Origin of the sequence: Eubacterium uniforme, assembly GCF_900167115.1 — a bacterium.
GTDB lineage: Bacteria > Bacillota > Clostridia > Lachnospirales > Lachnospiraceae > Eubacterium_S > Eubacterium_S uniforme.
Genome location: NZ_FUXZ01000013.1, coordinates 1 through 26499 on the forward strand (window position 1 = coordinate 1; position 26499 = coordinate 26499).

The 26499-nt window shown below is 30.4% G+C and carries 22 protein-coding genes; all 22 read left to right on the forward strand.

The window, feature by feature from the left end:
- Positions 1 to 1633 (forward strand): vWA domain-containing protein (locus tag B5D16_RS09855; protein WP_143405100.1); only part of this gene is annotated, 1633 nt, incomplete at its 5' end.
- Positions 1634 to 1647: 14 nt separating this feature from the next.
- Positions 1648 to 2244, forward strand: a complete 597-nt coding sequence (locus B5D16_RS09860) for a hypothetical protein (protein ID WP_078766821.1) — start codon at positions 1648 to 1650, stop codon at positions 2242 to 2244.
- A 38-nt stretch (positions 2245 to 2282) separates the two neighbouring features.
- Positions 2283 to 2885, forward strand: a complete 603-nt coding sequence (locus B5D16_RS09865) for a hypothetical protein (protein WP_078766822.1) — start codon at positions 2283 to 2285, stop codon at positions 2883 to 2885.
- On the forward strand, positions 2878 to 3480 hold the full coding sequence (locus B5D16_RS09870) for a hypothetical protein (RefSeq protein WP_078766823.1): 603 nt from the start codon (positions 2878 to 2880) through the stop codon (positions 3478 to 3480). Before B5D16_RS09865 ends, B5D16_RS09870 begins: the two co-directional genes overlap by 8 nt.
- A 140-nt stretch (positions 3481 to 3620) precedes the next feature.
- Positions 3621 to 5099, forward strand: coding sequence for a nitrogenase component 1 (locus tag B5D16_RS09875; RefSeq protein ID WP_242943033.1), 1479 nt, complete (start codon positions 3621 to 3623; stop codon positions 5097 to 5099).
- A 1-nt stretch (position 5100) separates the two neighbouring features.
- Complete coding sequence (locus B5D16_RS09880) at positions 5101 to 6387, forward strand: nitrogenase component 1 (RefSeq protein WP_078766825.1); 1287 nt, start codon at positions 5101 to 5103, stop codon at positions 6385 to 6387.
- Between the two features lie 180 nt (positions 6388 to 6567).
- Complete coding sequence (locus tag B5D16_RS09885; RefSeq protein ID WP_078766826.1) at positions 6568 to 7020, forward strand: LytTR family DNA-binding domain-containing protein; 453 nt, start codon at positions 6568 to 6570, stop codon at positions 7018 to 7020.
- Positions 7021 to 7024: 4 nt separating this feature from the next.
- Positions 7025 to 7732, forward strand: a complete 708-nt coding sequence (locus B5D16_RS09890; protein ID WP_078766827.1) for a LiaF transmembrane domain-containing protein — start codon at positions 7025 to 7027, stop codon at positions 7730 to 7732.
- Between the two features lie 118 nt (positions 7733 to 7850).
- Entirely contained in the window at positions 7851 to 8453 is a 603-nt protein-coding gene (locus B5D16_RS09895; RefSeq protein WP_078766828.1) for a DUF6088 family protein, read from the forward strand.
- A complete protein-coding gene (locus tag B5D16_RS09900; protein ID WP_078766829.1) occupies positions 8453 to 9454 on the forward strand; it encodes a nucleotidyl transferase AbiEii/AbiGii toxin family protein in 1002 nt (333 codons plus the stop codon). The genes B5D16_RS09895 and B5D16_RS09900 overlap by 1 nt, the downstream gene beginning before the upstream one ends.
- Positions 9455 to 9508: 54 nt before the next feature.
- Positions 9509 to 9811, forward strand: coding sequence for a helix-turn-helix domain-containing protein (locus tag B5D16_RS09905; RefSeq protein WP_078766830.1), 303 nt, complete (start codon positions 9509 to 9511; stop codon positions 9809 to 9811).
- A 77-nt stretch (positions 9812 to 9888) separates the two neighbouring features.
- Positions 9889 to 10182, forward strand: a complete 294-nt coding sequence (locus B5D16_RS09910; protein WP_078766831.1) for a hypothetical protein — start codon at positions 9889 to 9891, stop codon at positions 10180 to 10182.
- A 176-nt stretch (positions 10183 to 10358) separates the two neighbouring features.
- Positions 10359 to 11177, forward strand: a complete 819-nt coding sequence (locus B5D16_RS09915) for an Rpn family recombination-promoting nuclease/putative transposase (RefSeq protein ID WP_078766832.1) — start codon at positions 10359 to 10361, stop codon at positions 11175 to 11177.
- A gap of 486 nt (positions 11178 to 11663) precedes the next feature.
- Positions 11664 to 12875 carry an HNH endonuclease domain-containing protein gene (locus tag B5D16_RS12580; RefSeq protein WP_242943034.1) on the forward strand — a complete coding sequence of 404 codons (1212 nt, stop codon included), beginning with the start codon at positions 11664 to 11666 and terminating at the stop codon, positions 12873 to 12875.
- Positions 12876 to 13074: 199 nt separating this feature from the next.
- Positions 13075 to 13293, forward strand: coding sequence for a helix-turn-helix domain-containing protein (locus B5D16_RS09930; RefSeq protein WP_078766834.1), 219 nt, complete (start codon positions 13075 to 13077; stop codon positions 13291 to 13293).
- Entirely contained in the window at positions 13294 to 13902 is a 609-nt protein-coding gene (locus B5D16_RS09935; protein WP_078766835.1) for a DUF1819 family protein, read from the forward strand.
- A 26-nt stretch (positions 13903 to 13928) separates the two neighbouring features.
- The gene (locus B5D16_RS09940; RefSeq protein WP_078766836.1) at positions 13929 to 14507 is read left to right on the forward strand and encodes a DUF1788 domain-containing protein; all 579 of its coding nucleotides are present in this window, start codon (positions 13929 to 13931) and stop codon (positions 14505 to 14507) included.
- A 24-nt stretch (positions 14508 to 14531) separates the two neighbouring features.
- Positions 14532 to 18143, forward strand: coding sequence for a BREX system P-loop protein BrxC (gene brxC, locus B5D16_RS09945; RefSeq protein ID WP_078766837.1), 3612 nt, complete (start codon positions 14532 to 14534; stop codon positions 18141 to 18143).
- A 20-nt stretch (positions 18144 to 18163) separates the two neighbouring features.
- Positions 18164 to 21889 (forward strand): BREX-1 system adenine-specific DNA-methyltransferase PglX, encoded by a 3726-nt coding sequence (pglX, locus tag B5D16_RS09950; protein WP_078766838.1) that lies wholly within the window; start codon positions 18164 to 18166, stop codon positions 21887 to 21889.
- 109 nt (positions 21890 to 21998) lie between these two features.
- Positions 21999 to 23444, forward strand: a complete 1446-nt coding sequence (locus B5D16_RS09955) for a hypothetical protein (RefSeq protein ID WP_159444360.1) — start codon at positions 21999 to 22001, stop codon at positions 23442 to 23444.
- A 26-nt stretch (positions 23445 to 23470) separates the two neighbouring features.
- Positions 23471 to 25987, forward strand: coding sequence for a BREX-1 system phosphatase PglZ type A (gene pglZ / locus B5D16_RS09960; protein WP_078766840.1), 2517 nt, complete (start codon positions 23471 to 23473; stop codon positions 25985 to 25987).
- Positions 25971 to 26498, forward strand: coding sequence for a hypothetical protein (locus tag B5D16_RS09965; protein ID WP_078766841.1), 528 nt, complete (start codon positions 25971 to 25973; stop codon positions 26496 to 26498). Before pglZ ends, B5D16_RS09965 begins: the two co-directional genes overlap by 17 nt.
- The last annotated feature ends 1 nt before the right edge of the window (position 26499 follow it).

Sequence of the window (26499 nt, forward strand, 5' to 3'; positions counted from 1 at the left end):
TACAGTTTTAACTGTAGATTGTTCAGGTAGTATGCTTTTAAAAGATTGGATTGATTCGGGATATAAATACGGACTTATTCCATTGGATGAATATGTCACGACTCGTGATAAAACATGTAATAGAATTAAGGCTATAACTGGATTTGTTGAAAATATGGGTGATATGGATAAGGCAGCCATAGTATTTTTTAATGATAAGGCATATAAAAAGACAGAAATGACAAATGATAAGGATACCTTGTTAGATGCTATGCAGGAACTTAAAGATGGAGGAAATACAAGTTTCAATAATGCTTTATCTGCATCAATAGAAATATTTAATACAGAAACCTTTAGTGGTAATAACAGAATTATTTTATTATCAGATGGAGAAGCAGCCTATAGTAAAAAGATTCTTGATTCAGCAAATGCTAAAGGAATAGAAATAGATACAGTTGGATTGGGAGAAGAAGCAGGAGATGAATTATTAAAGGAAATCGCAGAGTATTGTAATGGTGATTTTTATAAGGCATATGAGGCAGAAGAATTGATAAATATATATTCCGTCCTTGGCTTCGGAGATGATTTTGATAAGACGGATAATGATCATGATGGCTTATATGATGCAGTAGAAGCGGCAGGTATTAGATTACAGAATGGAAGTATTTTGTATGGCTGTGATCCTACGAAATCAGATACAGATGGAGATGGGATAGAAGATGGAGAAGAAATAAATCCTATGCCTGTATGTAATGATATAACAGAGTATGGAAGTTATGAGGCTGACGATAGAATAAAAGGTTATTATTTTTCAATGAAATCAAATCCATGTAAAAAAGATACAGATGATGATGGATATGAAGATAAAGTTGAGAGAGATGAGTACAATTCATCTCCGTTATATAGTGATGTTATAAAACATAGATGGGGAAAAGATTATATAAATATTTTGGAAAAAAATGGTGATACTGAAAAAATATATTTTGGAGGGAATCAAGATTTTTTTGATGATTCGTATGTATTAACTCCAGAGTATATTATAAATCGTTATGGCTGTGGATTAATATCTGCATGTGATATTATTCTTTATATGACAATAAAAAATCCAGATAAAGCAAGTACTTTTACAAGAATAGCTACAGAGAATTCATCGGGATTAATAATAGATAAGCCTGATTATATGAAATATGTAGAAGAAATGGATAGAAATGTTATTGGAACAGTAAGATGGTTAGGTGTTAACGGATTATCTATGCAAAATTGTGTTAATGCATATTTTAAAGCCTACTCTATAGAGTTAAGAGCTAAGTGGGGGGTGACTTTTTCTAATTTAAAAAAGTCAATAATTAAAATGTTGGATGAAGATATTCCGGTGTGTTTGGCTATAGGAGATTCAAAGAAAAAATTAAAGATGTATATACCTAATGATGAAACTATGTTACATTTTCCTTTGCAGTATGATAAATATTTCGAAACTAATAGTCATTATGTTACTGTAACTGGACTTGTAGAAGATAGAATTTGCAATAAAACATTTTTACAAATATCAACGTGGGGAGTAAAATGTTATATTGATTTTGATGAATATTGTTCATTTGTTGAAGGGAATGGACTGTTAAATACAACTTTAAGTAATATTTTATATATATATTAGGATAAGGTGAAAAAATGAGAAAAAAAATAGGATTGTTATTAATTATATTTTTGTTGATTGGATGTTTTATTTTTAATAGATATAATTCTTTGGAACGTAGGCTTATTTTAGGTAACATTAATCATTTGTTTTATGCTAAAGTAGAACAGGCAAATATAAATAAAAAAACAAAAATAATAAATATAGAATTTAAAGAGTATGCTGTAAAAAAAGAAAGGTATAAAATTATTAAAGATATAGAAAATAATTGTATAAAAACAATACAAAAAAAGAAATCTTACGATGGTTACAAAGTTATACTAAAAGTTATTAAATCGTCATGTATAGAATACGCTGTTACATTTGATGAAAATATGGAGGCGGAATATTTGGATATTACGCCTATGAGTAATCGTGATATTGATGCATTTAATAAAATTATACGAAATCATCCAAATGTTAGGGTGATTAGAATTGATAATTATATTTCTTCGAATAGTGAAGAATGCTGTAAAATAGATAATTATAATGAGTTTGAAAATTTGGAAAAAATACAATTTGTAAAAAAACCAAGTGACGAAATAATAAAGTATTTAAGAGAACAAGTACCACAATGCGAAATTGAATTTTAATTTGTGGAACAGAGTTTTAAATAGCATGGGTGTTTGATATGAAGAAAAAAATATCAATAGTTTTGTTGATAATTTTATCAGTTGTTTTACTAAAAATAATTAGTTATAGTTCCTTAGAACGAAAAATAATTCTAGCAAATATCAATCATTTTGTAGAAATAGATTTTGGTTCAGTTTATGTGAATGAAAAGGAACATGTGATAGAGGTAACTTTTAAAAGATTAGAAGGAAGAGGAAAAGAGAATAAAATTGTAAAAAAATTGGTTAATAACAGTTTTAATATTATTTTTAAAAGAGATAAATATAAAGACTATAAAATGAAGTTTAGAATTACAAAAGCTTCGAGACCTGAGTTTGTTGTTATAAAAGACTCACAAGGACATACAGAGGAAGTATATTTTGCAATTAATAGATATCGAAAACGTATGGCTTTTTCATATATCAGCCAATATTATTCAGATGTAAAAATATTGCGTTTAGATGATATGTATACCATATACGATGAATATTGCGATGTGAATAATTATAAAAAATTTACAAATTTAGAAAAAGTAAGTTTTAGTAAAAAACCAAGTGATGAAGTTATTAATTATATAAAAGAAAAATTTCCAAATTGTTTATTGGAGTATGATAATGAATAAGAAACGAAAAAGATATATCGTTATTTGCATAATAATATTATTACTATTTTCATATTGGATGCTTAGATATAATTCATTAGAAAAGAAAATTATTATAGGAAATATTAATCATTTTTTTGATGTGGACTTTGATAAAATATATGTGGTGGATGATGATAAAGAAGTATGTATATGTTTTAAACATTTAATTGAAACAAAAGATACACATAAAATTATAAAAGATATTGCTAAAAAATGTAAGAAAATAGTATGTGGTAATAAGAATTATGTTGATTATGATGTTTGCGTATACTATACCCATGCACATAGAACTATGTTTTCAATAAGAATTAAACCAGATAATGAAGTATACAGTATATATAGTTCGATTAATATAAATAAAAAAGTTGTAATACCATTTTCGACAATTAGTAAAGATTATCCTGATATAAAAAAATTAGTTCTAGATGATTATTATCCTGAAAGTGAATTGAATGATATAAAGAATTATAAAAATTTTAACGAATTAGAAGTTGTTGAGTATAGTACAAAACCAAGTGATGAAGTTATTAGGTATTTAAAGGAAAAATTCCCAAATTGTAAAATTGAGTATTAGATAAATTTGGTATATAAAAATGTATTATAACGTACAATAAAGAATATGAATTAGAGTTTAAATGCTTAAGATGTTATATTAATTATAATGTTTTATGCAATGAACGGGTAAACTAGAGGTATAAAACCTCTGGTTTTTCTATGTTTATTAGAAAGAGGTATGATATGGCATCTGTTACATATTCAGGTGTGCGTGAAAGCAGACCGGGTAGAATAAATGATTTAGGTACAACAGGTAAGGAAGTAGAAGAAAAGTTTAGAAAAGGCTGTTTAAAAAGAGCAGATAGGAGTTTTGCACAGGGACTTCAGTGTCAGCAGATTAATAGTATGGCAGCTCTAATGTCATTAGAGGATTCTGTTTTTATATCACATTCACCACAAGGTTGTGTTGGATGCTCAATTATGGCTGTTGATATGTACCGTGTTGGACAGATTCATAGAGGTGTTAAGAATATTAAAAATCCAAGACTTATCGTAACAAATATTGATCAGAAAAGTGTTGTGTTTGGTGGAGAAAGTAAACTTCGTGAAGCTGTTAAAAAGGCGGTAGAAAGATATAATCCAAAACTTGCTTTCGTATATGCATCATGTGCATCAGGTATTATTGGTGATGATATAGATGCAATTTGTCAGGATTTACAAGGAGAATATCCTGATACATTAATTATTCCAATTCATTGTGAAGGATTTAAGTCAAAGATTTGTGCATCAGGATTTGATGCAGCATTTATTTCAATTAATAAATATATTTTAAAGAAAGAAAAAGTTGAAAAGCAAAAAGGTCTTGTTAACTTGTTCGCTCCAACAACAATTAGTTATGCTGACCAAAAAGAAATGGAAAGAATGTTATCTTTACTTGGAGCAGAGGTTAATTATATTCCATTTTATAGTTCACTTGAGAAGATAAAGAAGATTCCTGCAGCAGAGGCTTCAACATCAATTTGTAAAGTATTTGCTGATGAGTTTATGAAGACTTTATGGGAAGATTATGATATTCCATATTCACATACTGTTATGCCTATTGGTATTAGAAATACGGATAAGTGGTATAGAGGAATTGCCAAAGTGATTGGCAAGGAAAAGGAAGTTGAAGAGATTATAAGCAAGGAGCATGAAAGAATAGAACCTCTTGTTGCAAGAATAAGAGAAAGACTTCAGGGCAAGAGAGTTTTCATATGTGGCGGAACTGGAAGGTCATTCGCTGCAGCTGCTTTAATTGATGACTTTGGTATGGAACTTGTGGGACTTGAAACACCAACATATGATGATGATGCTCAGATTGATATTGAATATCTTAACGGAATTCATAAGGATTTTATTGTAGATATAGCAAATATGCAACCATTTGAACAGGTTAATTTGGTTAATAAATTAAAACCAGATGCTTTTATCGGTGTGCCTGAATGGGCTGCTAAACTTGGTGTTCCAACAACTCATGTTCTTGATGGAAAGAGACCAACAATGGGATATGATGGTTTGTTATTCTTAGGTAATAAAATTGCAGACCAGTTAGAAAATCCTGGATTTAATAAAAAACTTGCTGAACATGTAAAACTTCCTTATAAGGATTCTTGGTATAAGGAAAATGCATTTAAGTATATTACTGAAGGAGGAAACTAAGATGTCAGAAATTATGGAAAATCCTAAGGGTGGATGTGTGCTTGCGGGCATTAATTCTGTACTTGGTGCTATAGATAAGGTTTGTCCTATATTACACTCTGGACCAGGATGCTGTATGCAAACTACGGCAGCAGATCAAGGTCAGTCAGGACATAAATCTTCATGCTTTGTTAGTAGCGTTTCGATACCATCTAGTAATATGCTTGAAAAAGAAGTAGTTTTTGGAGGCGTTAATAAACTTAGAACAACTATTCAAGGTTCTGTTGATATTATAGATGCAGATGCGTATTTTGTATTAACAGGTTGTACAGCAGGTATAATAGGTGATGATATAGTTAGTGTAACGAATGAATTTGCTCAAAAAGGTATTCCTGTTTATCCTATTGATACTCCGGGATTCGCTGGAGATAGTAACTTAGGTTATGAAACAGTTTGGAATACATTTATAGATCAGGTTATAGAAGAAGCACCTAAGGATGAAAAGTTGGTAAATATATTCGGAATTATTCCCTATCATGATCCATTTTGGAGTGGAACATTAGAAGAGATTGACCGAATTCTTTCAAGACTTGGCCTTAAGGTTAATACTTTTTTCACTAAGGGACAGGGAATTGAAGATATAAAGAAATCTTCAGCAGCAGCACTTAATATCATAATTAACCCATGGCTATTTAAAGGACCTGCTAAAAAGTTTGAACAGAAATTTGGTGTTAAATCAATTAGATTCCCAGGTTTGCCAGTAGGTGCTACTGATACAACAAGATTCGTAAGAGAAGTAGCAAATGCTCTTAACCTAGATAGCAAATTAGTTGATGCTGTAATAGCTGATGAAGAAAGATATGTTTATAATTACCTTGCACAGGCTATTGGTGTGGTTAGTTGGAAGAGATTCGCTGTTGTTGCAGATGCAAATAATGCAGTTGGATTTACAAGATATTTAGCAAATGATTACAGCTTTTCACCAGTACTTGTTATTATTTCTGAACCTATTTTTAGAAAAGAAGATAAGGAAAGAATTATAAATGAAATCCAGAATTTAGAGTATGCTAAACCACCTAAGGTATTATTTATTACTGATCAATATGAAATAAATAAGGCTATTAGGGAAGAAGAGGAAGAGATTACTCTTCTAGTTGGTAGTAGTAATGAAAGAGAAATAGCTCTAGAAAAAGACATACAGTTTATATTAGGCGCATTCCCTATGAGTGAAAGACTTATTTTTAATAGAACATACGCAGGATATAGAGGAAGCTTAACATTTACTGAAGATATATATGATAACAATTAATGTATAATAAAGATAGCAGATTTGAATTGACATTTGCCAATACAAATCTGCTTTTTTGTATGAAAACATAATTATAAATTATAAAATATACCTCTTACATTAAAATATTTACCTGATACTGAAATTGGGTTTACAAATGGATTCATAATAAATATAATGATGGCATAAGGAGTTGATGCAATGAAAATAACTATTGAAATTGATGAAAATTGCATAGAGGATGAAGTGATAATTCGATGTAGAGAAGTCAATGAATCTATTAGTAAGTTAAATAAGATGATTGCGGATGTATCTAAAAAAGATAGAAAACTGACTCTTTATAAACAAGAAAAAGAATTCTACATAGAAGTTTCAGAGATTTTATTCTTTGAATCAGAATCAGATGGTGTTAGGGCCCATACAAAGGATGATGTTTTTATAGCGAAGTACAAGCTATATGAACTGGAGAATATTCTGCCGAGTGAGTTTTGCAGAATTTCAAAATCCACTATTGTAAATGCAATGAAGATATATGCAATTACAAGAAATATTACAGCATCTAGTCTTGTGGAATTCGAGAATACAAATAAAAAAGTTTACGCATCAAGATCATATTACAAAAATTTAAAAGAAATCATGAATGAAAAGAGGTAGAAAAATGAAGAATAAATTCTGGGGATTGTTATTTATATTAGCAGCAGTATATATATTATTTGGTTCAACTGAACTATTTGAAGGAATTGGACTTGGAACTATAATTTTGACAGCAATATTTGCTGGAATGTTAATTAAAGGTTTGATGAATTTAAGTTTTGGTGGAATTTTATTCCCATCAGCATGCCTTTCAATCATATGGGATAAACAGCTTGGAATTGAAGATTTGACACCATGGCCAGTTTTATTTGCTGCATTACTTGGAACGATTGGACTTAATATGATATTTGGCAAATCAAAAAACCATATTAACATAGATAAAAAAATAATAAAGTTTAATAACGAAAGAACAAATTATGCGACAATAGATAGGGAAAGCGGACAGTATGTTACAGCAAATGTAAAGTTTGGGGGCCTTGAAAAATATATTGAATCAGAGGATTTAAGAAGAGTGGATTTGACAGCTCATTTTGGTGGAGCAGAGATTTATTTAAATAATGCAAAAATTCCTAGTGGTGAAGCAATTGTTACACTAGATTGTAAGTGCTCAGGTGTTGAACTTTATGTTCCAAAAGAGTGGAATGTTATTAATAAAGTCGACGTAACTATGGGCGCTGTTAGCTTAAATGGTAAATCAACAGGTGAAAGTGGCGTAAATCTAATACTTATTGGAAATGCTTCATTATGTGGCGTGGATATTAAGTATGTGTAGTTAAAGGAGCACTCCGTGAGGGGTGCTTTTTTGGTGTGGATAGATTTATCAAAAAAGAATGCTACTTGATATTTCGTCAGAAAAAGTGTATAATATATCTGACGAAAGGAGTGGATGTATGAGGGAAAAATATCAAAAAGAAATACAAGAAAAGATAGAAAATTTTGATGATGGATATGTATTTTCGACAATTGATTTTGTAGAGATAGCAGGCACAGACCCGACAAATAAGGCATTATCAAGGCTTAATGAACTGGGAGTAATACGTAGAATAATGCAGGGAGTATATTATAAGCCAGTTTATAGTAAGTTATTGGATGAATATAGTTCTCCTGATATAAGTAAACTTGCAGAAGCTTTGGCTAGAAAATTTAATTGGACGATAGCTCCAGCAGGAGAAACTGCTTTGAATTATTTGCATATGTCCACACAAGTACCAAATTCATGGTGCTATATAAGCGATGGACCTTATAGAAAATATGAAATAGAGTTACATGAGATAGAATTTAAACATTGTGCAAATAAAGAAATTTCTGGAAGAAGCTATTTAACTATTTCTATTATCCAAGCAATAAAGTATATAGGTAAAGGAAAGATACAGAAAGAGGATATAGAGAGGTTGGCTAGCAATTTGTCTGATGGAGATAAAAGTAAAATTCTAGAAGAAGCCAAAACAACGACTTCATGGATATATCAGACTATTAAGGAGGTTTGTGCATAGTGAAGAAAATTATCCAATTAGAAAAAAATGATAGAGAAGTTTTGTTTTCTCGTACATCAGAAAAGAAGGGGTTAAATCTATCAATAGTTGAAAAAGATTTTTGGGTTTGCTTTATGCTTGACCATTTGTTTCATGATTGTAAGTATAAAGATGCATTTGTTTTTAAAGGTGGAACAAGTCTTTCAAAATCTTATCATGTAATAGAAAGATTTTCAGAAGATATTGACCTAATATTTGATTGGAGAAAGATAACTATAGATACGGATCCATGGGAAGAACGTTTAAAAACAAAACAAGATAAGTATAATAAAATGATAAATGAGTATGCTGCAGAGTTCTATAAAAATAGTCTAGTACCAGCTTTGAATGAAGAATTGTCTATAAAACTTGGAAAAGGAAATTGGGTAGAAGTAGACCAATATGATCCAATGGTTGTAAATTTCTTGTATCCAAGGGATTATGATACAGATTATATTGTTCCTGTTGTACGTTTGGAGATTGGACCACTTGCTGAGTGGATGCCTTCACATCTTACAGAGATAGTTCCGTTTGTAGCTGAAGAATACCCAAATGTATTTGAGCAGAGTATGACGGAAGTGTTAACAATAGATGTTGAAAGATCTTTTTGGGAGAAACTAACTATATTACATAAAATGGCTAATTTTCCAAGAAAAAAGAGTTTACCTAGAAGATATGCGCGACATTTGTATGATGTCTATTGTATGGGTAATAGTTGGGTTAAAGATGCAGCGTTTTTAAAAAAGGAATTGCTAGAAAAAGATGTGGTATTTAAACAGAAGTTTTATTATACCCAAAGTGCACATTATGAAACTGCTACCTTAGCAGAAATACAACTTATTCCTGCTGATTATATTATTGAAGCGTTACGAGATGATTATAAAGCGATGCAAGATATGATATATGGAGAATATCCTGTTTTTGAGGATGTAATAAAGTACTTAGAAAAACTACAAATAGAGATTCATAGTTTAGAAAATTAGATTGACAAGATGAGATATATCTCATATACTGTAATCAGAGAGAAGGTGAATAGTATGATTAAGTTAAATGATTATTTAGATGAGCGAAAAAAAGATCCTGAATTTTTAAAAGCTTATGAAGAAATTCAACCTGAAATGAATATTATCAGAGCATTGGTTGATGCAAGAAATTCAAAACAGATAACTCAAAAAGAATTATCCGAAAGAACTGGAATTGCACAAACTGAAATTAGTAAGATTGAAAATGGGACAAGAAATCCGTCTATAAAATTGTTACAAAGATTAGCAGATGGCATGGATATGGTACTTAATATATCATTTACACCAAAGTCATCTTCTACGAATATAAAGAAATAATCGCATTATTATAAGATGATGGCTTTTAAAACATTTAAAGTTGTCATATAATTGCTTTGTGTGAAGGAGGTTTGAGTATGACATTAGGTGAAAAGATTGAGTTGGAAAAAAGATATTATTTTGAAAAAGGATATAAAGAAAGATGTGCTAAAAATAATATAGAATTTTCTGAAGAAGAATGTGAAAAAGCCTATAAGGAATCAGAAGAAAGATCAAAATTGTATTTTGGTACATTACGAAAACTTTGTGAATTGATAAATGAAGGAAAATTAACCAAAGAAGATGTATTGAAAGTCTTTGATTATAGTGAAAAAGAGATAGATGTTTATACTAAAGTGGTAAAATCAGACTTGGATATTTTTAAAGAATAATTGGAGCACTCCGAGTGGGGTGCTATAAAAATTTTTATGCTGTGTCAAAAATATAATGTGGATAAATCCGGTTATAAGTTGTGTATAAAATATATAGACTTCGCTGTTTGTTAAATATATAATGACATTAAATATATGTCGACAATATTAATAACATAGTGGAGGAAACGTAATGTATGGAAATAAAAAATATACGAGATGATAAAGTACTTATAACAAGTGATACAATGTTCGCATATATAATGCAAGATGAAGAAATATGTAAGGGAATTGTAGAAAGAATTCTTGGTAGAGAAATAAATAAAATTAATTATCCTGAAGGTCATAAAGAAATCAGAGAACTGCTAACTGATAAAAGCGTTATTTTAGATGTTTATTTTACCGATGAAGAAGGAGTAAAGTATAACGTTGAGATGCAACGAGCAAATGTTGGAAACATTCCAAAACGTAGTAGATACTACCATTCAAAAATAGATAGCTTAAAAACAAAAATAGGAACTCCGTATAATAAGTTAGAAAAAAGTTATGTGATATTTATATGTGGATTTGATTTGTTTAAGAAGGACAAACCTCTTTATACTTTTAGAAAAACATGTTTGGAAGAACCAGAGTTAATATTACAAGATGATCAGATTACTATATTTGTAAATCTAACTTCGATGGAGCTGGATTCAGTTGATATTAGTTTAAAAAATATGATATTATATATGCGAGAGGAAGTGTTGAATGATGATTTCACAAGACTTCTTGATTCAAAAGTTGAAGAAGCTAATATCAAAGATAAGGCTGAAGGAGGTAATCTTATGACCCTGGAAGAAAAGATAAATGAAGAATTAAAGCAAAAGGAAGAAGAAACTAGAGAAGAAGTTAAAGCAGAAGAACGTATGAATTTTTTAGTTAAAGTAGTTAATTCAATAAAAAAAGGAACCTTATCAAAAGAAGTGGCAATTGAAGAATTAGGTTTTACTGAAGAAGAAATAAACAAATTTCTATAAATTATTTAAGTTAGAAAGAAGTAGAAAACTATTATGAGTTTTCTACTTCTTTTTGTGAGCAGTGCAAATTCGCCAAAACGTAAATTCACCCGTAAATCTAACTTGCTTTTGTAGGTGGTGGGCAGTGTAAAAGAAGGATATGGCCAAATGCACTGCTGGGAAGCAACTTGTGGTGGACGGAAGAGCAGTGCAAATCCGCCAAAACGTAAATTCACCCGTAAATCCAACTTGCTTTTGTGGGTGGATGGCAGTGCAAAAGAAGGATATGGCCGAATGCACTGCCGGGAAGCAACTTGTGGTGGATGAAAAGGCAGTGCAAATCCGCCAAAACGCAAATCCACCCGTAAATCCCAAAAACAACAAATCCCCAAACCAATAAATCCGCAAAATCACCCAAAAGTAAATCCCCAAACCAAAACCTAATTAGTGCATTTCCCCACCCCAAAGTGCTATAATATACTTAAATCCTAAAAGGAGCGGAATAATATGGAGAGTGAGGTACCGCCCATGCAAAATGATTTCACAACAAACCTAACCAACCAAACCGATTTCACACTAAACCTATCGGGGCATTATCACAACACACTAGACATCGAAGGCTTCTCTAGTATGATGAAAGATCCATCATATTGCTACAAGTTTTACTGGCTGGAAGCCATAGTAAAGCTAATAGCCGAAGATGTAAGCGAAGCAACTTTTGGAGATGTGATAGATGAGATGATAGCAAATGCCTGGTATTCAGTCAGAGAATTCCATATACATCTTAGTGGAATGCAAGCGGATGGGCAGGTTAGGGACGGCCTGGAGCGAGCAGTGCTAAAACTTACAGAAATAAGCAACCTTGCAGCTCATGCATCAAAGGTCGAAATAAAGAACGCAATCAAAGAACATGAAAGAGAGCTAAAAACATATAAAGTACAATTAACCAATATGGTACCATATAGAGCACTTGCAGGATTCTTCAGAAATGCAACGCAGGCCAGACCGTGGGAAAGTGCAAAACGAATGACAGCATATATCGAAATGATAAACAAAGACGTAGTATTGCTGCCATACACACTGGGAGAATCAAGCAATATAAACAAGGAAATCTACTTCAATGAATCATGGCGACGCATGATCCAGGAGAATACAGTAGCAATCCTAGGCTGGATACAGTATGAAAAGATAAAATGGCTACAGAACAACAATCCAGAAGTTCCAGGACTAGTATATAAGTTAGCGCCAATGGACGAGAAGATGCGCAAACTAGCAAATGTCCGCAACCTTTGGAATGAAGTCCTTGTGCTTACAGAAGTAAGAGATGTATTCACTGGAAAAATAGTCGACCCTAAAAAGTATGAAGTTGATCACTTTATACCATGGTCATATGTCATGAATGACGAACTATGGAATCTAATGCCAATGGATTCATCACTTAATTCAGCAAAGAGTAACAAGCTGCCGATATGGGATAGGTTTTTCGGAGCATTTGCTGAGAATCAATATATGATGTATGAGTTTATATATGAGAATGAAAAGGTTCATATGCAATTTGAAAAATGCTATAAGGATAACCTTCATTCGATCTGGGCAGGACAGGAATTATACCGCAGGGGAAACACGAAGGATGAGTTCGTTGGGATTCTTATGAAGAACATGCAACCAGTGTATGATTCGGCGAAAAGACAGGGTTATGAGGTATGGAGGAACATATAGCGTGAACGCAGCAAATGCTATATAAAATATGAGAGGTGAACTGTAAAAAGTTTGCCTCTTTTTTGATGAAGTTGAATGTCGATTTTTTAAAGAAAAAATACAAGAAACTGTAGTTTGTTTATTGTAAGGTTAGGGCAAATTATGGTAAAATATAAGTGTCGTTTTTTAGTGTTTTTTCAAAGAAAAAAGAGGTAAATTAATGATAATAAGTTATAACAAATTATGGAAAAAACTCATAGATAATAAAATGAATAAAAAAGATATTATTGACTCTACGGGAATGAGTCCGAGTACTATGGCCAAAATGGGGAGAGATGAGTTTGTTTCATTGGATGTATTGGTCAGGATATGCGAGATATTTAATTGCGATATAGGGGACATTATGGAAGTAATTAACGAGAAAGTTGAGGAAAAATAGTTGAAAAGAAATACATACAGTGCAGCAGCAGTTTCATCGTTATTATGGTTTATGGAATTTAAAAAAGAGATAATGCTTCTTAATGATGGTAAGTCTTTTGATGAAATAAAGTCAATGAGTGAAAAAGAGAATATATTTGGAGCAGCTACACCAGCACGAGCGAAAAATATTTATTCAAAAACAACATCAAGAATAAAGTCATTGGATGAGAGTATTTATGGAGTGTTTTGTAATGCAGATATTTCAAATCAAAAGTTGATTACGCTTATTGCAACTATGGCACAAGATACATTGTTCTTTGATTTTATGTATGAAGTATTTAGAGAAAAATTAATAATTGGAAGTAATGAAATTAGTAAGACAGATATAAGAGTGTTTTTCAAGAATAAAGCTTCTCAAGATGATAATGTTGCTAAATGGACAGATGAAACATTAAAAAGACTTGAAAGAACATATATCGGGTATATGTCTGATGCGGGAATAATAGATAATAAAAAGAGAGCAGAAAAAAGGAAAATTACAAGACCTATTCTTGATTATGATTTGAAGAATTGGCTTGAATTATATGGATACGAAGTTATAGTGAAGATTCTTGAAGGAGTTAGATAGAAATTTATAGTATTACAGGAGGTAATATGCAAACATTAAGTGAAAGGCTTGATAAGATGGAGGAAGCAATAAAGAATCCATCTTTTAGACAAAGTATAGGAAAAGCTAACGAAGTAAATTATTGGATATTTGATTATGAGCCAGAAGGGGAATTAGAAGTAAGAGAACGAATCAATTATCTTAAGAATAAAAATAGTAAAGGTCATGAAGATTTTACGTTAGTTGTATTTGATTTATATGATATTATTATTGATTTTTTGAAGGAAAATAACTTCTTAGAAAAATGTTTTCAATTTGAAGAGAAGAAAGGGATTTCAAAGATTACAACTGCGGTTAATAACGCAATGAAAATAAATGATGATGATAGTTATATTGTTGAATACATAAAAAAGAATACTCCAGATAATGCTGTTGTATTTTTGACTGGTGTTGGAAAATGTTATCCGATTTTAAGATCGCATAAAGTGTTGAATAATCTTCATCAGGCGTTTGTTAAATCGCCTGTAGTTATGTTTTTCCCAGGAGTTTACAATGAACAGGAATTAATTCTTTTTGGAGAAATAAAGGATGATAACTATTATAGAGCGTTTAGATTAGTAAAGTGATAATAGGTGTTTTGGAGGTGCGGTATGTTATTAAAAGATATGTTTGTAAAACCTATTGATAGAGAAATTCAAGGTGTTATTATTGTTGGTCAGGGCGAGGAAACAAAGGTTTCTCAAGAATTAGAAGAGTATGTAGTAACAAGAGAACTTCAGAAGAGATTCGCTGAGTTTTTTGAAGCATATAAAAAAGGAATTGTTGGAAATACAAATGAAGTTGGTGTTTGGATTTCGGGCTTTTTTGGAAGTGGTAAATCACATCTTTTAAAAATATTATCATATATTTTAGCTAATGAAACTATAGATGGTAAAAAAGCTATTGACTATTTTATTGATGATAATAAGATTGCAGATGCTATGGTTTTAGCAGATATGAAGCTTGCAGCAGAAACACCTACGGATGTAATTTTATTCAATATAGATTCAAAGAGTGATGCTACTAGTAAACAAAATAAAGATGCAATTATAGAAGTGTTTTTAAAAGTGTTTAACGAAATGCAAGGATTATGTGGTAAGTATCCATACCTTGCTGATTTAGAAAAAGAACTCATTGATGCTGGAAAGTATGATGCTTTTAAGGAAAAGTTTAAGGAAAACTATGGAAGCGAATGGGAAGAATCCAGACATATGTTTGATTTCATATATGATGATGCTGTGGATTCTCTTGTTGAAATAGGTTTTATGAGTGAAGATGCAGTTAGAAAGTATTGTGAAAAAGCAACTGATCCATACAAGATAAGTATTGAGGAATTCGCTAAGAGAGTAAAGAAATATATTGATGATAAGGGAAACAATCATCATGTTGTATTTATGGTAGACGAAGTTGGTCAGTATATAGGAGCTGATCCTAATCTTATGCTAAATCTTCAAACAGTTAGAGAAGAATTAGGTAAGGAATGTAAAGGTAAAGCTTGGGTGATAGTAACTAGTCAGCAGGATATTGATAAAGTTACAAAGGTTATTGGTAATGATTTTTCAAAAATTCAAGGACGTTTTGCGACAAGAATTTCTTTATCATCTGCAAATGTTGATGAAGTTATAAAGAAAAGAGTTTTGGAAAAGAATGAAACCGGAGCGCAGACGCTTCGAGTACTTTATGAACAAAATGAAACATCTATAAAAAATCTTGTTGATTTTAAAGAAGGTGGAGCTGAAAAGAAAAAGTATTCTAGTGCTGAAAACTTTGCAGTAGTTTATCCTTTTGTACCATATCAGTTTGATTTGTTAGCAAGTGTTTTGACATCTATACGTACGCATGGAGCTTCTGGAAAACATCTTTCAGAAGGTGAACGTTCAATGTTAGCGCTTTTTAAGGAATCGGCGGTTAAACTTATGAATGAAACAGAAGGAGCTATCGTTCCTTTTTATATGTTTTATGATGCGTTAGAAAGTTTTTTGGATCATAGTCATAGTAGTGTTATTATTCGAGCATATGATAATAGTGAAATTAATCCAGAAAAAAAGACAGATGATGTTCTAGCAATAAATGTATTAAAAGTACTTTTCTTGATTAAGTATGTTAAAGAAGTTGATGCAACTATAGACAATATTACAACTCTTATGGTTAGTAATATTGATGATGACAGAATTAAATTAAAAAATGATGTAGAAGAAGCATTAAAGATTCTTGAGAGACAGACACTTATTCAGAAAAATGGAGAGTTATATATTTTCCTTACAAATGAGGAACAGGAAATAAGTAATGAGATTAATAATATAAATGTTGAAATTGGTGAAGTTATAAATAAAGTATCAGAAATGGTATTTGAAGATATATATCAAGATAAGAGATATAGATATCCTGAATTTAATGGAAGATATACATTTGCGTTTAATCAGGTAGTTGATGATAGACCTTATAAAGTAAATCAAGCCAATTCGTTTGGCCTTAGAATAATAACACCATGGTATGAGGGTGGAACAGATGATACTACTTTAAAACTTTTATCAGGACAAAATAACGAAGTGGTAGTTTTACTTCCTAATGATGCTGCGTTTTTAGATGAGTTATTAGTTTATCTTAAAATAGAGCGATTCTTACGTTTGAATACAAATAATAGCGTATCTAAGTATGAAGAGATTAAAAATGCCAAGCGTAAAGAAATGTTAGATCGTGGGAAAAATGCAAAGCTTTATTTAACAGAAGCTTTAAAGGATTCGACTATATATGTAAATGGTGACATTCCAAAATTATCATCTAAGGATGAAACATCAAGGATAAATGAAGCGTTAGGAAAAGTGGTTCAAACAGTATATAACAAACTTTGTTATATCGAATTTGCTGCTACAGAAGCTCATATTAAAAAGCTTTTTACAAAAACAAATCAGATTGGATTAGACTTATCTGGGGTTGAGACTTCAAATAGTCATGCGCTTGATGATGTTTTACAATACATAAAAGGTAATACAAATATCCATATGAAGACTTCTATGAAAACAATAAAAGACAGATTTATGAGCGCTCCATATGGTTTTGTAGAGGATGATATTTATTGGTTAGTTGCATATTTATTTAAGAATGGTGATTTGAGTTTTACAGTAAACGGTGAGTCAGTGACATTACTCAATAGAAATGAATCAGAGTTGTTTGATTACATTACTAAGAAGCAATTTGTTGAAAAACTATTAATGGAAGTTAGACTAAAAGTTTCAGATAATGAAAAGAAGACACTTCATAAAATAACAAAAGAACTCTTTGGAAATTCTCTTGTAAATGATGACGAAGATTATGGAATGAAAGAGTTTGTAAGATGTGCTGATAATAGAATTCGTGAGATGGAAAAGTTATCATACAAATATACAACGTATGCTTATCCAGGGAAAAATATAATTGAGAATGGTAAAAAACTTTTAGACGAAATTGTAAAGATAAAAGAACCTAGAGAGTTTTATGCAAGAGTGTATAAAAAACAGGATGAGCTTCTCGATTATGCTGATGATTATGAACCTGTAAAAAAATTTTTTGATGGCGAACAAGCTACTATTTTTTCTAGAGCATTAGATATGTTGGAGATATATGATGATAGTAAAACGTATATAGTAAATAAGAAATTAGAGGAAATAGTTGCTAATATGAGAAGTATAGTTAAGAGTAACAATCCTTATAAAGATATTCCTAAGTTACCAGATTTGCGTCAAAGGTTTATTAATTCTTATCATAATATATTAGTTCAGGAAGCTGAACCTGTTCAAGAGGCTATTAATCAAGCTAAAGAACGTGTTGTGGAAGTGGTTGAAAACAAAGAATATGCAGAAGAAAAGAAGCCCGTTTATATAAGATTATTTATAGAGATTATAGATAGTGCGAAGGAATGTAATAATATTTCGGTGTTAAGGAGTTACGCTGATAAGGCAGAAGCACTTAAAATGAGACTTTTAAATGAAATGGATGATCTTGATGCTGAGTTGGCGAAGAAAAAAGTAGAAGAAGAAGCTAAAAAAACTAATGGTGGTTCAGAGGTTGAGATTGTTATAGATATACCAGTTAAGAAAACTAAAAATGTGACTATAAAAAACATCACGCATACATCATCATGGAGAATTGAAAGTAAAGATGATGTTGAAAAATGCATATCAAATTTAAGGAATTCTTTAATTAAAGAATTGGAAGATAATGATATTGTAAATGTTGAGTTTTAAAAATGTAAGGAGAAGTGCACATGAATAAAATTGCAATAAAAAACTTTTCGGTATGGGCAAGAAATAAGCTTATATCTGACATAACATATAGAACGGGACTTTTGGGAATAACGGAAGAAGGTATAGCGAATCCACTTCCGCAGTCTACAAATGACACAGCATTTTTTGATATAGGTACAAAGGAACCATATGCAATAAATGCGTATCAGATGAAACAGAGAGAAAGTCTTGTTAATGAGATAAATCAAAAAGCGGAAGAAGTTGATTATATAAAAGCTTATAAATATGTTATTGAAAATGTTGCATATACATGGTTTAACAGATTAATAGCCATAAGGTTTATGGAGGTAAATGATTATTTACCTTCACATATTCGTGTGCTCTCATCTCATACAGGTAAAGCAGAACCAGACATGGTTACAAATCCATTCGATATGGATGTAGATTTTTCTGATGAGGAAAAAGAAAGAATCATATCATTAAAAAATGATAATCAAACAGATGAATTATTTCAGTTTTTATTTATTAAAGAATGTAATGCATTAAATCAATATTTGCCAGAACTTTTTGAAAAGACAGCAGACTATACAGAATTGCTTTTAAACTTATCGATTATAGATAAGGATGGGGTTATCTCTCGATTAGTAAATGAGATACCAGAAGAAGATTTTGATATAGAAAAAGGCGGACAGGTAGAAATTATAGGCTGGTTATATCAGTACTATAATACAGAACCCAAAGATGCTGCTTTTGCAAAGAAAGGGAAAATTACCAAAGAAGAGATCCCAGCTGTAACTCAGTTATTTACGCCAGACTGGATTGTAAGATATATGGTTGAAAACAGCTTAGGAAGACTCTGGCTTGAAAGAAATGCTGGAAAGGCAGACAAGGAAGTAAATGAAGTATTCGAAAATACATCTATAAAAGCAAACTGGAAATATTATCTTGATGAAGCGGAACAGGAAGAAGACGTAAAAAAACAGCTAAAAAGTATACGAAAAGAGTATGCCAGTTTAAATCCAGAAGACATACATTTCATAGATCCGTGTATGGGAAGTGGACACATACTTGTGTATGCTTTTGATTTGCTAATGCAGATATATACATCAGTAGGATGGACAGAAAGAGATGCAGCTAAAAGTATAGTAGAAAATAATCTTTATGGATTAGACATAGATGATAGAGCATATCAGCTTGCTTATTTTGCAGTAATGATGAAGGCAAGACAGTATAACAGAAGAATACTATCATCAGAGGTAAAATGTTATCTTTATTCCATAAAGGAAAGTAATAGAATTAATAGAAATCAGATAAAGTATCTTGGAGCTGGACTAAGTGACATAGAAAGAAATCTTGCACAGGGACAGTTAGAAGGATTGTTAGATACATTTATTGATGCAAAGGAATATGGCTCAATCTTAAACGTAGAAAAATGTGATTGGAATTTACTACGTTTTTTTGTGATGGATGATAACACAAGTGGACAACAGATGTCACTTGAAGCAGTAGGAATCGATGAAACAAAGGAAAAGATTCTTGAACTCATAGATATCGGAGAAGTAATGGCGAATAAATATGAGGTTGTTGTTACTAATCCGCCATATATGGGTGGTAATGGAATGAGTGCTAGATTAGTTTATTTCCTTAAAAATAAATATCCTAATAGTAAATATGATTTGTACTCTGTATTTATTGAAAAATGTGGGAAAATGGCCAAACAATATTATGCAATGATAACACAACATTCTTGGATGTTTTTGGCAACATTTGAAATATTAAGAAGTATTATTTTAAGAGATACGATTGCAAATATGGCTCATTTAGGAGCTAGAGCTTTTGATGAAATAGGTGGAGAAGTAGTGCAAACTACTACTTTTGTGGTTAATAAACATTTGATTGATGGATATAGTGGAAACTATGTTAGATTACTCAATGTAAATGGAGAAAGAGAAAAAGAGAAAAAATTCTTATCTGGTGTAGATAGATATTCAGCGAATCAGTTTTCTTATGATAATATTCCTGGCAAAACGTTTGCATATTGGGTAAGCAAAGATATGTTTAAAATATTTGCAAATAATAATAAGCTTACATCATACGCATATACAAAAGGAGGAATGGGAACATCTGATAATGATAGGTTTCTAAGACTTTGGTATGAAGTGGAATTAAATAATATTGCTTTTGGAGTGAAAAATCATTCTGATGCTGACAATCGTCGTGAAAAATGGTTTCCATATAATAAGGGTGGTTCTTATAGAAAATGGTATGGAAATAATGATTATTTAGTTAATTGGCAGAATAATGGAAAAGAAATTAAAGAATACGCTGCAAAATTATATAAATCATATTCAAGAACAGTAAAAAATATAGATAGCTTTTTTTTAGAAGGAGCTACGTGGAGTTCTCTTGCAAATAAGTTTTCTTTGAGGTATTCGGAAAGTGGTTTCATTTTTGACTCTAAAGGATCAATGCTTTTTACATATAAAAAAGAAGATTTGTTTCCTATTATTGGATTCTTAAACAGTAAAGTGTCGGATAACTTTTTGGCAATACTTTCGCCTACATTAGATTTTTCAGGTGGTTCTTTATCAAAGTTAACTGTATTACCAGAAATCTTCAAAAAAGAAGTCAGCGAGTTGGTGGCTGAAAATATTAAATTAGCTAAGGAAGATTGGGACGATTTCGAAAAATCATGGAACTTTAAATATCATCCATTTTTTAAGTTTACAAAAGCTATAATGAATTATTCAGATTTACTAGAGAGTATAAGGGAAGAATGTGGAGAAAACATTGAAGATTTTTGCCCAATCAAGGTGAATTATTTGATGTGGAAAAAATATTGCAATAAACGTTTTGTTAAAATGAAAGCAAATGAAGAAAGATTAAATAGCATCTTTATTGGATTATATAAATTAGAATATGAAATAGATTTTACACTCGAAGATGATGATATATCGGTATATAAGGCAGACATGGAACGTGATATTAAAAGTTTTATTTCATATGCAGTAGGTTGTATGTTTGGACGATATTCTTTAGATGTTGAAGGCTTAGTCTATGTTGGTGGAGAATGGGATAGTAGTAAGTATACAACATACATTCCTGATTATGATAGTATTATCCCTATAACGGATGAAGAGTATTTTAAGGATGATATAGTAGGATTATTATGTGATTGGCTTAAAAAAGTATATGGAGAAGATACTCTTGAACAGAATCTGGATTTTATTGCATCAGCTTTATCAAATAAAGGTAATACATCGAGAGAAATAATTAGAAATTATTTTGTAAATGATTTCTATAAAGATCATTGTATGACATATTCAGTAGCAGGATCAGGTAAAAGACCAATTTACTGGTTGTTTGATAGTGGTAAGCAGAATGGTTTTAAAGCATTGATTTATTTACATCGATACAATGCAGATACAATTGGGAATTTAAGAGTAGATTATTTGCATAGAATGCAGAAAGTGTATGAATCAGAAATTGATAGGATGCATGATGTAGTGAATCATAGTACTAATAATCGCGAGGTAGGTGTGGCTAGAAAGCGTATTGAAAAGCTCCAAAAGCAGCTTAAAGAATGTAAAGATTATGATGAAAAGATAGGTCATCTTGCATTATCAAGAATTGAGTTGGATTTAGATGATGGTGTGAAGGTTAATTATCGTAAAATTCAAACAGCAAATGATGGAAAATTTTACGAGGTTCTTTCAGATTCAAAGAAAATTATGAGTAAAGAATAGTACTATATATTGGAAAGTGTGATATGAATATAATTTTGGAAAAAATTTCAATATGGAAAAAATGAGATTTATGTGAGATTTCTTGGGATTATAAGAAACATCTATTGAAATGGATAAATTAGGAGGAGAAGAGATGTTTATAAAGAAACCAAAAAAATTATTAGGATACTTAAAATACGATGATATGGATTATCCTTTTGAATTTATAGAAGAAGATTTTTCTATTGTTTTATATCCGCCCACAAAAGAAAAATGGGATGATGCGGCAGATTTTTTTCGTTTTTTTGAAGATTTGAAAAAACCAAAACCAGACGGATGGGTAAAAAGTATAAAATTAGAAGGAGTAACTTCTGAACATTATAAAATAATATTTTCGGTAAAGGATACTCCATCTAATTATCATGGATTTAAAAGTTATGAGGTTGATTGGTTTTATTATTGCAGACAGGAGTATGATTGGGAAAAAATTGATGGATTAAAGGTTTCGGGTAGAGAAATTAATTACTTTTTTCCACCACAAATAGCACTTCAAAATGAAGTTAAATTTAGTGAGGATAATATAATAGAAAAAATGATAGTATCCACTACTGATGAAGAAACAAAGAGAATGTGTGGTAGTTATTCTGTGAGAAGAGGATTAAATGCAGTAATAGAATTAAATGCCTATGCGACTATTCATTATAATACTGCTCTTAATCCAATAGATGCAACTAGCTATTTATATTATATCTTTTCAAAACCGACTGGAATTGATGATATTATAATAGCTGTTTATCATTTGAAATGTTTTATTAAATATATAACTTATAGAAGTAATATATATATCGATGCTATAGAAACATTTTATGAAAGAGAGGGAAAGCGTGACTATGCTGGCACTATAGTTTTTCCAAATCGAATGAATGGTGAAGATAATAAAAAGGCATCAGATCGAATTATTGGGTATGATGTTTTAGGAAATAAAACAGCTAATATTTTTAAGGCAATTAGGAATGGGAAAATGGGATATGCTCATATTTGTAAATCTATTGATGGTCGTAGGCATTATTCTTCGGGAAGGATGATTATGATTATGTCTGAATTTGAACGTGAGTTTAGAGATATATATGGACAAGATTTTGGACGTTCTGAAATCTATATTTCAACAAAACAAGAGATAGTGGATTTGATTGAGAATTATCGAGAAACTCATACAGGAGATGTAAAGAAATATGCTTCAAGTATAAAAAGAACAATACAGAATCTAGATAATAGTTATGCACAAAATGTAGAAAAAGCGATACTGGATTGTGAAACTATTATGAAACCATTTATTTGTAGGAATTATAAAGGATATACAGATGAAATAGTGAAAGGAATATGCGATAGAGTTGGAGAAATAAGAAATGGGATAGCGCATAGTAAGATGGATTTCACATTAGATGCTGTCCATCTAACGGATACCAAGATAATCGAAGAACTAACATATGCGATACGTCTCAAAAAGGCTAGGATTTCCAATGAACTAATTAAAAAGGGAATAAATGCATTATTTAACGAAAATATAGCTTTATAGAATTACATAATAAGGATGGATTAGAAATGGTAGAATTAAATTTAAAACAAATAATAGATAGGTTAAACCAAGAATTTACAGGAGAGGTACGAAAACTAATATTTTGGTATGATGATAATGCAGACTTTAAAGATGATATATCTTCAGTAGAATTGGAAAATGCAAAAATTTATTATCTTAAAGAAGATAATCAGTTTTATACAAAGTATTATTTGGAAAAAGAGGATACTATAACAAATTATTTGATTTATGCTCCTTTTTCCAAACCTGATGTTAAGGATAATCATTTAGAAGATATTCTTTTATATTCTAAGCGCTTTTATGCAGATAGAGCATCTCTTTTATCAGTAGATTTAGGAATAGATGAAAAAAATAAACATGTAATAGAAAAGCATATTAAATTTTTTGCCAATAAAGAAAGAACACAAAGATTTTATGACCTTGAAATAGAAAACTTTAATAGAAAAAATATACTTGTAGGTTTACTTAGTGCTATATGTAAAACTAAAATTTGTTCATTTGAAGAAGTTTTAAGAATTGTTTTAACTGATGGAGAAATTGAGGATAACAAATTCCTTAAAGAAATGGCTAAGTATGATTTAGTAGAAGATTTTTGGAGACTTTGTGAACAACAATTTGGTTATGTAGATGATAATCCTACATTAGAAAAACTAATAGTTACTTTATTTATTACATATACAGATAGGTTTATTGATGGTGAAGTTCCAGTTCCATGGAGAAGTTTTGTTTCGTCAAAACAAGGTAATATAATAGCGTTCTTAGATGGATTAATGAATAATATTATGTATCACGATTATTATAATAGTCTTTCAGAAAAAATATCTGTTGGTTTAAAAGTAGAAAATAGCTTTTCTAAGAATGAAGCTGAAAGATTAGTTAAATGTGATACGTTTAAGCATTTTGACAAAATCATAATAAGTTGGATCATTGGTAGATTAATAAACGAGGATGTTGGGGCTAAATTAAATGATTTATCTATACCAGAATTATGTGATGTAAGAAAAAAGATGCATTTTGGTGATTGCTTTAAAAATGATTATGAAATGCTTGAAAATGCATATTATATAATTAGTAATGTGAATTATAATGTATCAGATAGTTTAGATAAAATTATTGAACAGTATAAGGAAAGTGATTACATAATAGATAGTTGTTATAGAAGATTTTATTATTCTTTAGATATGATTGAAGATACGACTGAGTATGAATCATTACAATCATTGATTGAAAATATATATACAAATGAATACTTAAATGAATTATTACCTAAGTGGAATAAATGCTTTAGTGGAAAAGATGGATTAAATGTAATAAAATTACAACGAAACTTTTATAGAAATTTTGTTAATAATACAAAGGAAAAGACAGTTGTTATTATTTCAGATGCTATGAGGTATGAGGTTGGAAAGGAATTGTTTGATATTATGTCTGATGATCCAAAGTGTAAGGCGTCAATAGATATGATGATGAGTGTATTACCATCTTATACAAGATTAGGTATGGCAGCATTACTTCCTCACAGTGAACTGGAAATGACTAATGATTATAAAGTATTAGCAGATAATGTATTATGTAATGATTTAGCTGGTAGAGCACAGGTTTTAAAGAAATATGATCCAGAGTCTGCTTGTGTACAGTTTGATGATATAAAGTCATTAAAGAAACAAGATTTAAGAGATATATTTACTGGTAAACAGGTTGTATATGTTTATCATAATCAAATTGATGCTAGAGGTGATGAATCTAAGACAGAGGACGAGGTGTTTAATGCTTGTAGAGAAGCGGTAGATGAAATAAAAACATTAATTAATAGAATTTCAACTAATGCGAATACTTATAGATTCATTATAACTGCTGATCATGGTTTTATATATAAGAGAGACAAAATAACAGAGAGTGATAAGATTAGTGGAGTAAATGGCAAGGAGGCATGGATTAATAGAAGATTTATCGTTTCAAATGATGCGATAAATGATACTGGAGTATGCAATATAGGTTTGGGATATATTTTAGGAAATGATGATCAAAAAGTAATATCATATCCTCTAAGCAGTAATGTATTTAAAGTAGCAGGTGGAGGACAAAATTACGTTCATGGTGGATCTTCACCGCAGGAGATGCTTATACCAGTTATTGATATTAAGATGGAAAAAGGACATATGGAAACAAAATCCGTGTCTATTTCACTTGTAAGTATGATTCAGAAAATAACAAATCTTATTACAAGCATGGATTTTATACAGTCGGAACCTGTTACTGATACTATGAAGTCCACAACATATAGAATATATTTTTGTTCAGAGGATGGAGAAAGCATTTCTAATGAATGTACATATGTTGCAGATAGTCGTGAACTTGATTCGCAAAAAAGAATATTTAGATTAAGATTTAATTTTAAAAATATGAAGTATGATAAGGACAAGCAATATTATTTAATTATTAAAGATGATAAAAATGAAATTGAAATATTTAGACATGCAGTAATAATGGATATTGCATTTGCTGATGATTTTGATTTTTAGAATGAGAGGATTTGATTTGGAAGAGAAATATTGGACAATGATGACACAAAAGAAGTTCGATTTAATATATTTAGGTCATCATCTTCATAGAAATATTCTAATAGAAAGGTATATAAATGTGTTTTTAGCAATCACTTCGGTTGGAGCATTATCAGGATTAGTTATTCTTAATGATTATAAGAAAATTATATCTATAATTCTTGCTTTGAGTCAAATAATTACAGCGGCTAAGCCATATTTACCTTATTCTAATAGAGTTAAAGACTTAGATAAGTCAATTATTGGTTTGACAACGGTGTATAATGAGATTGAAGATTATTGGGATAGAATAGTTATTGAAAAAATATGTGAATCTGATATCAACAAAATGTATAGGAAATTACAAAATAAATGGAATGATATAGATAATAAATTTTTAAATGGGGATTCACTTCCAAGAATACAAAAGTACATAGAGTTATCAGAAAAAGAAAGAAATATATATTTTAAGAATTATTATGGAGAAAAATAAA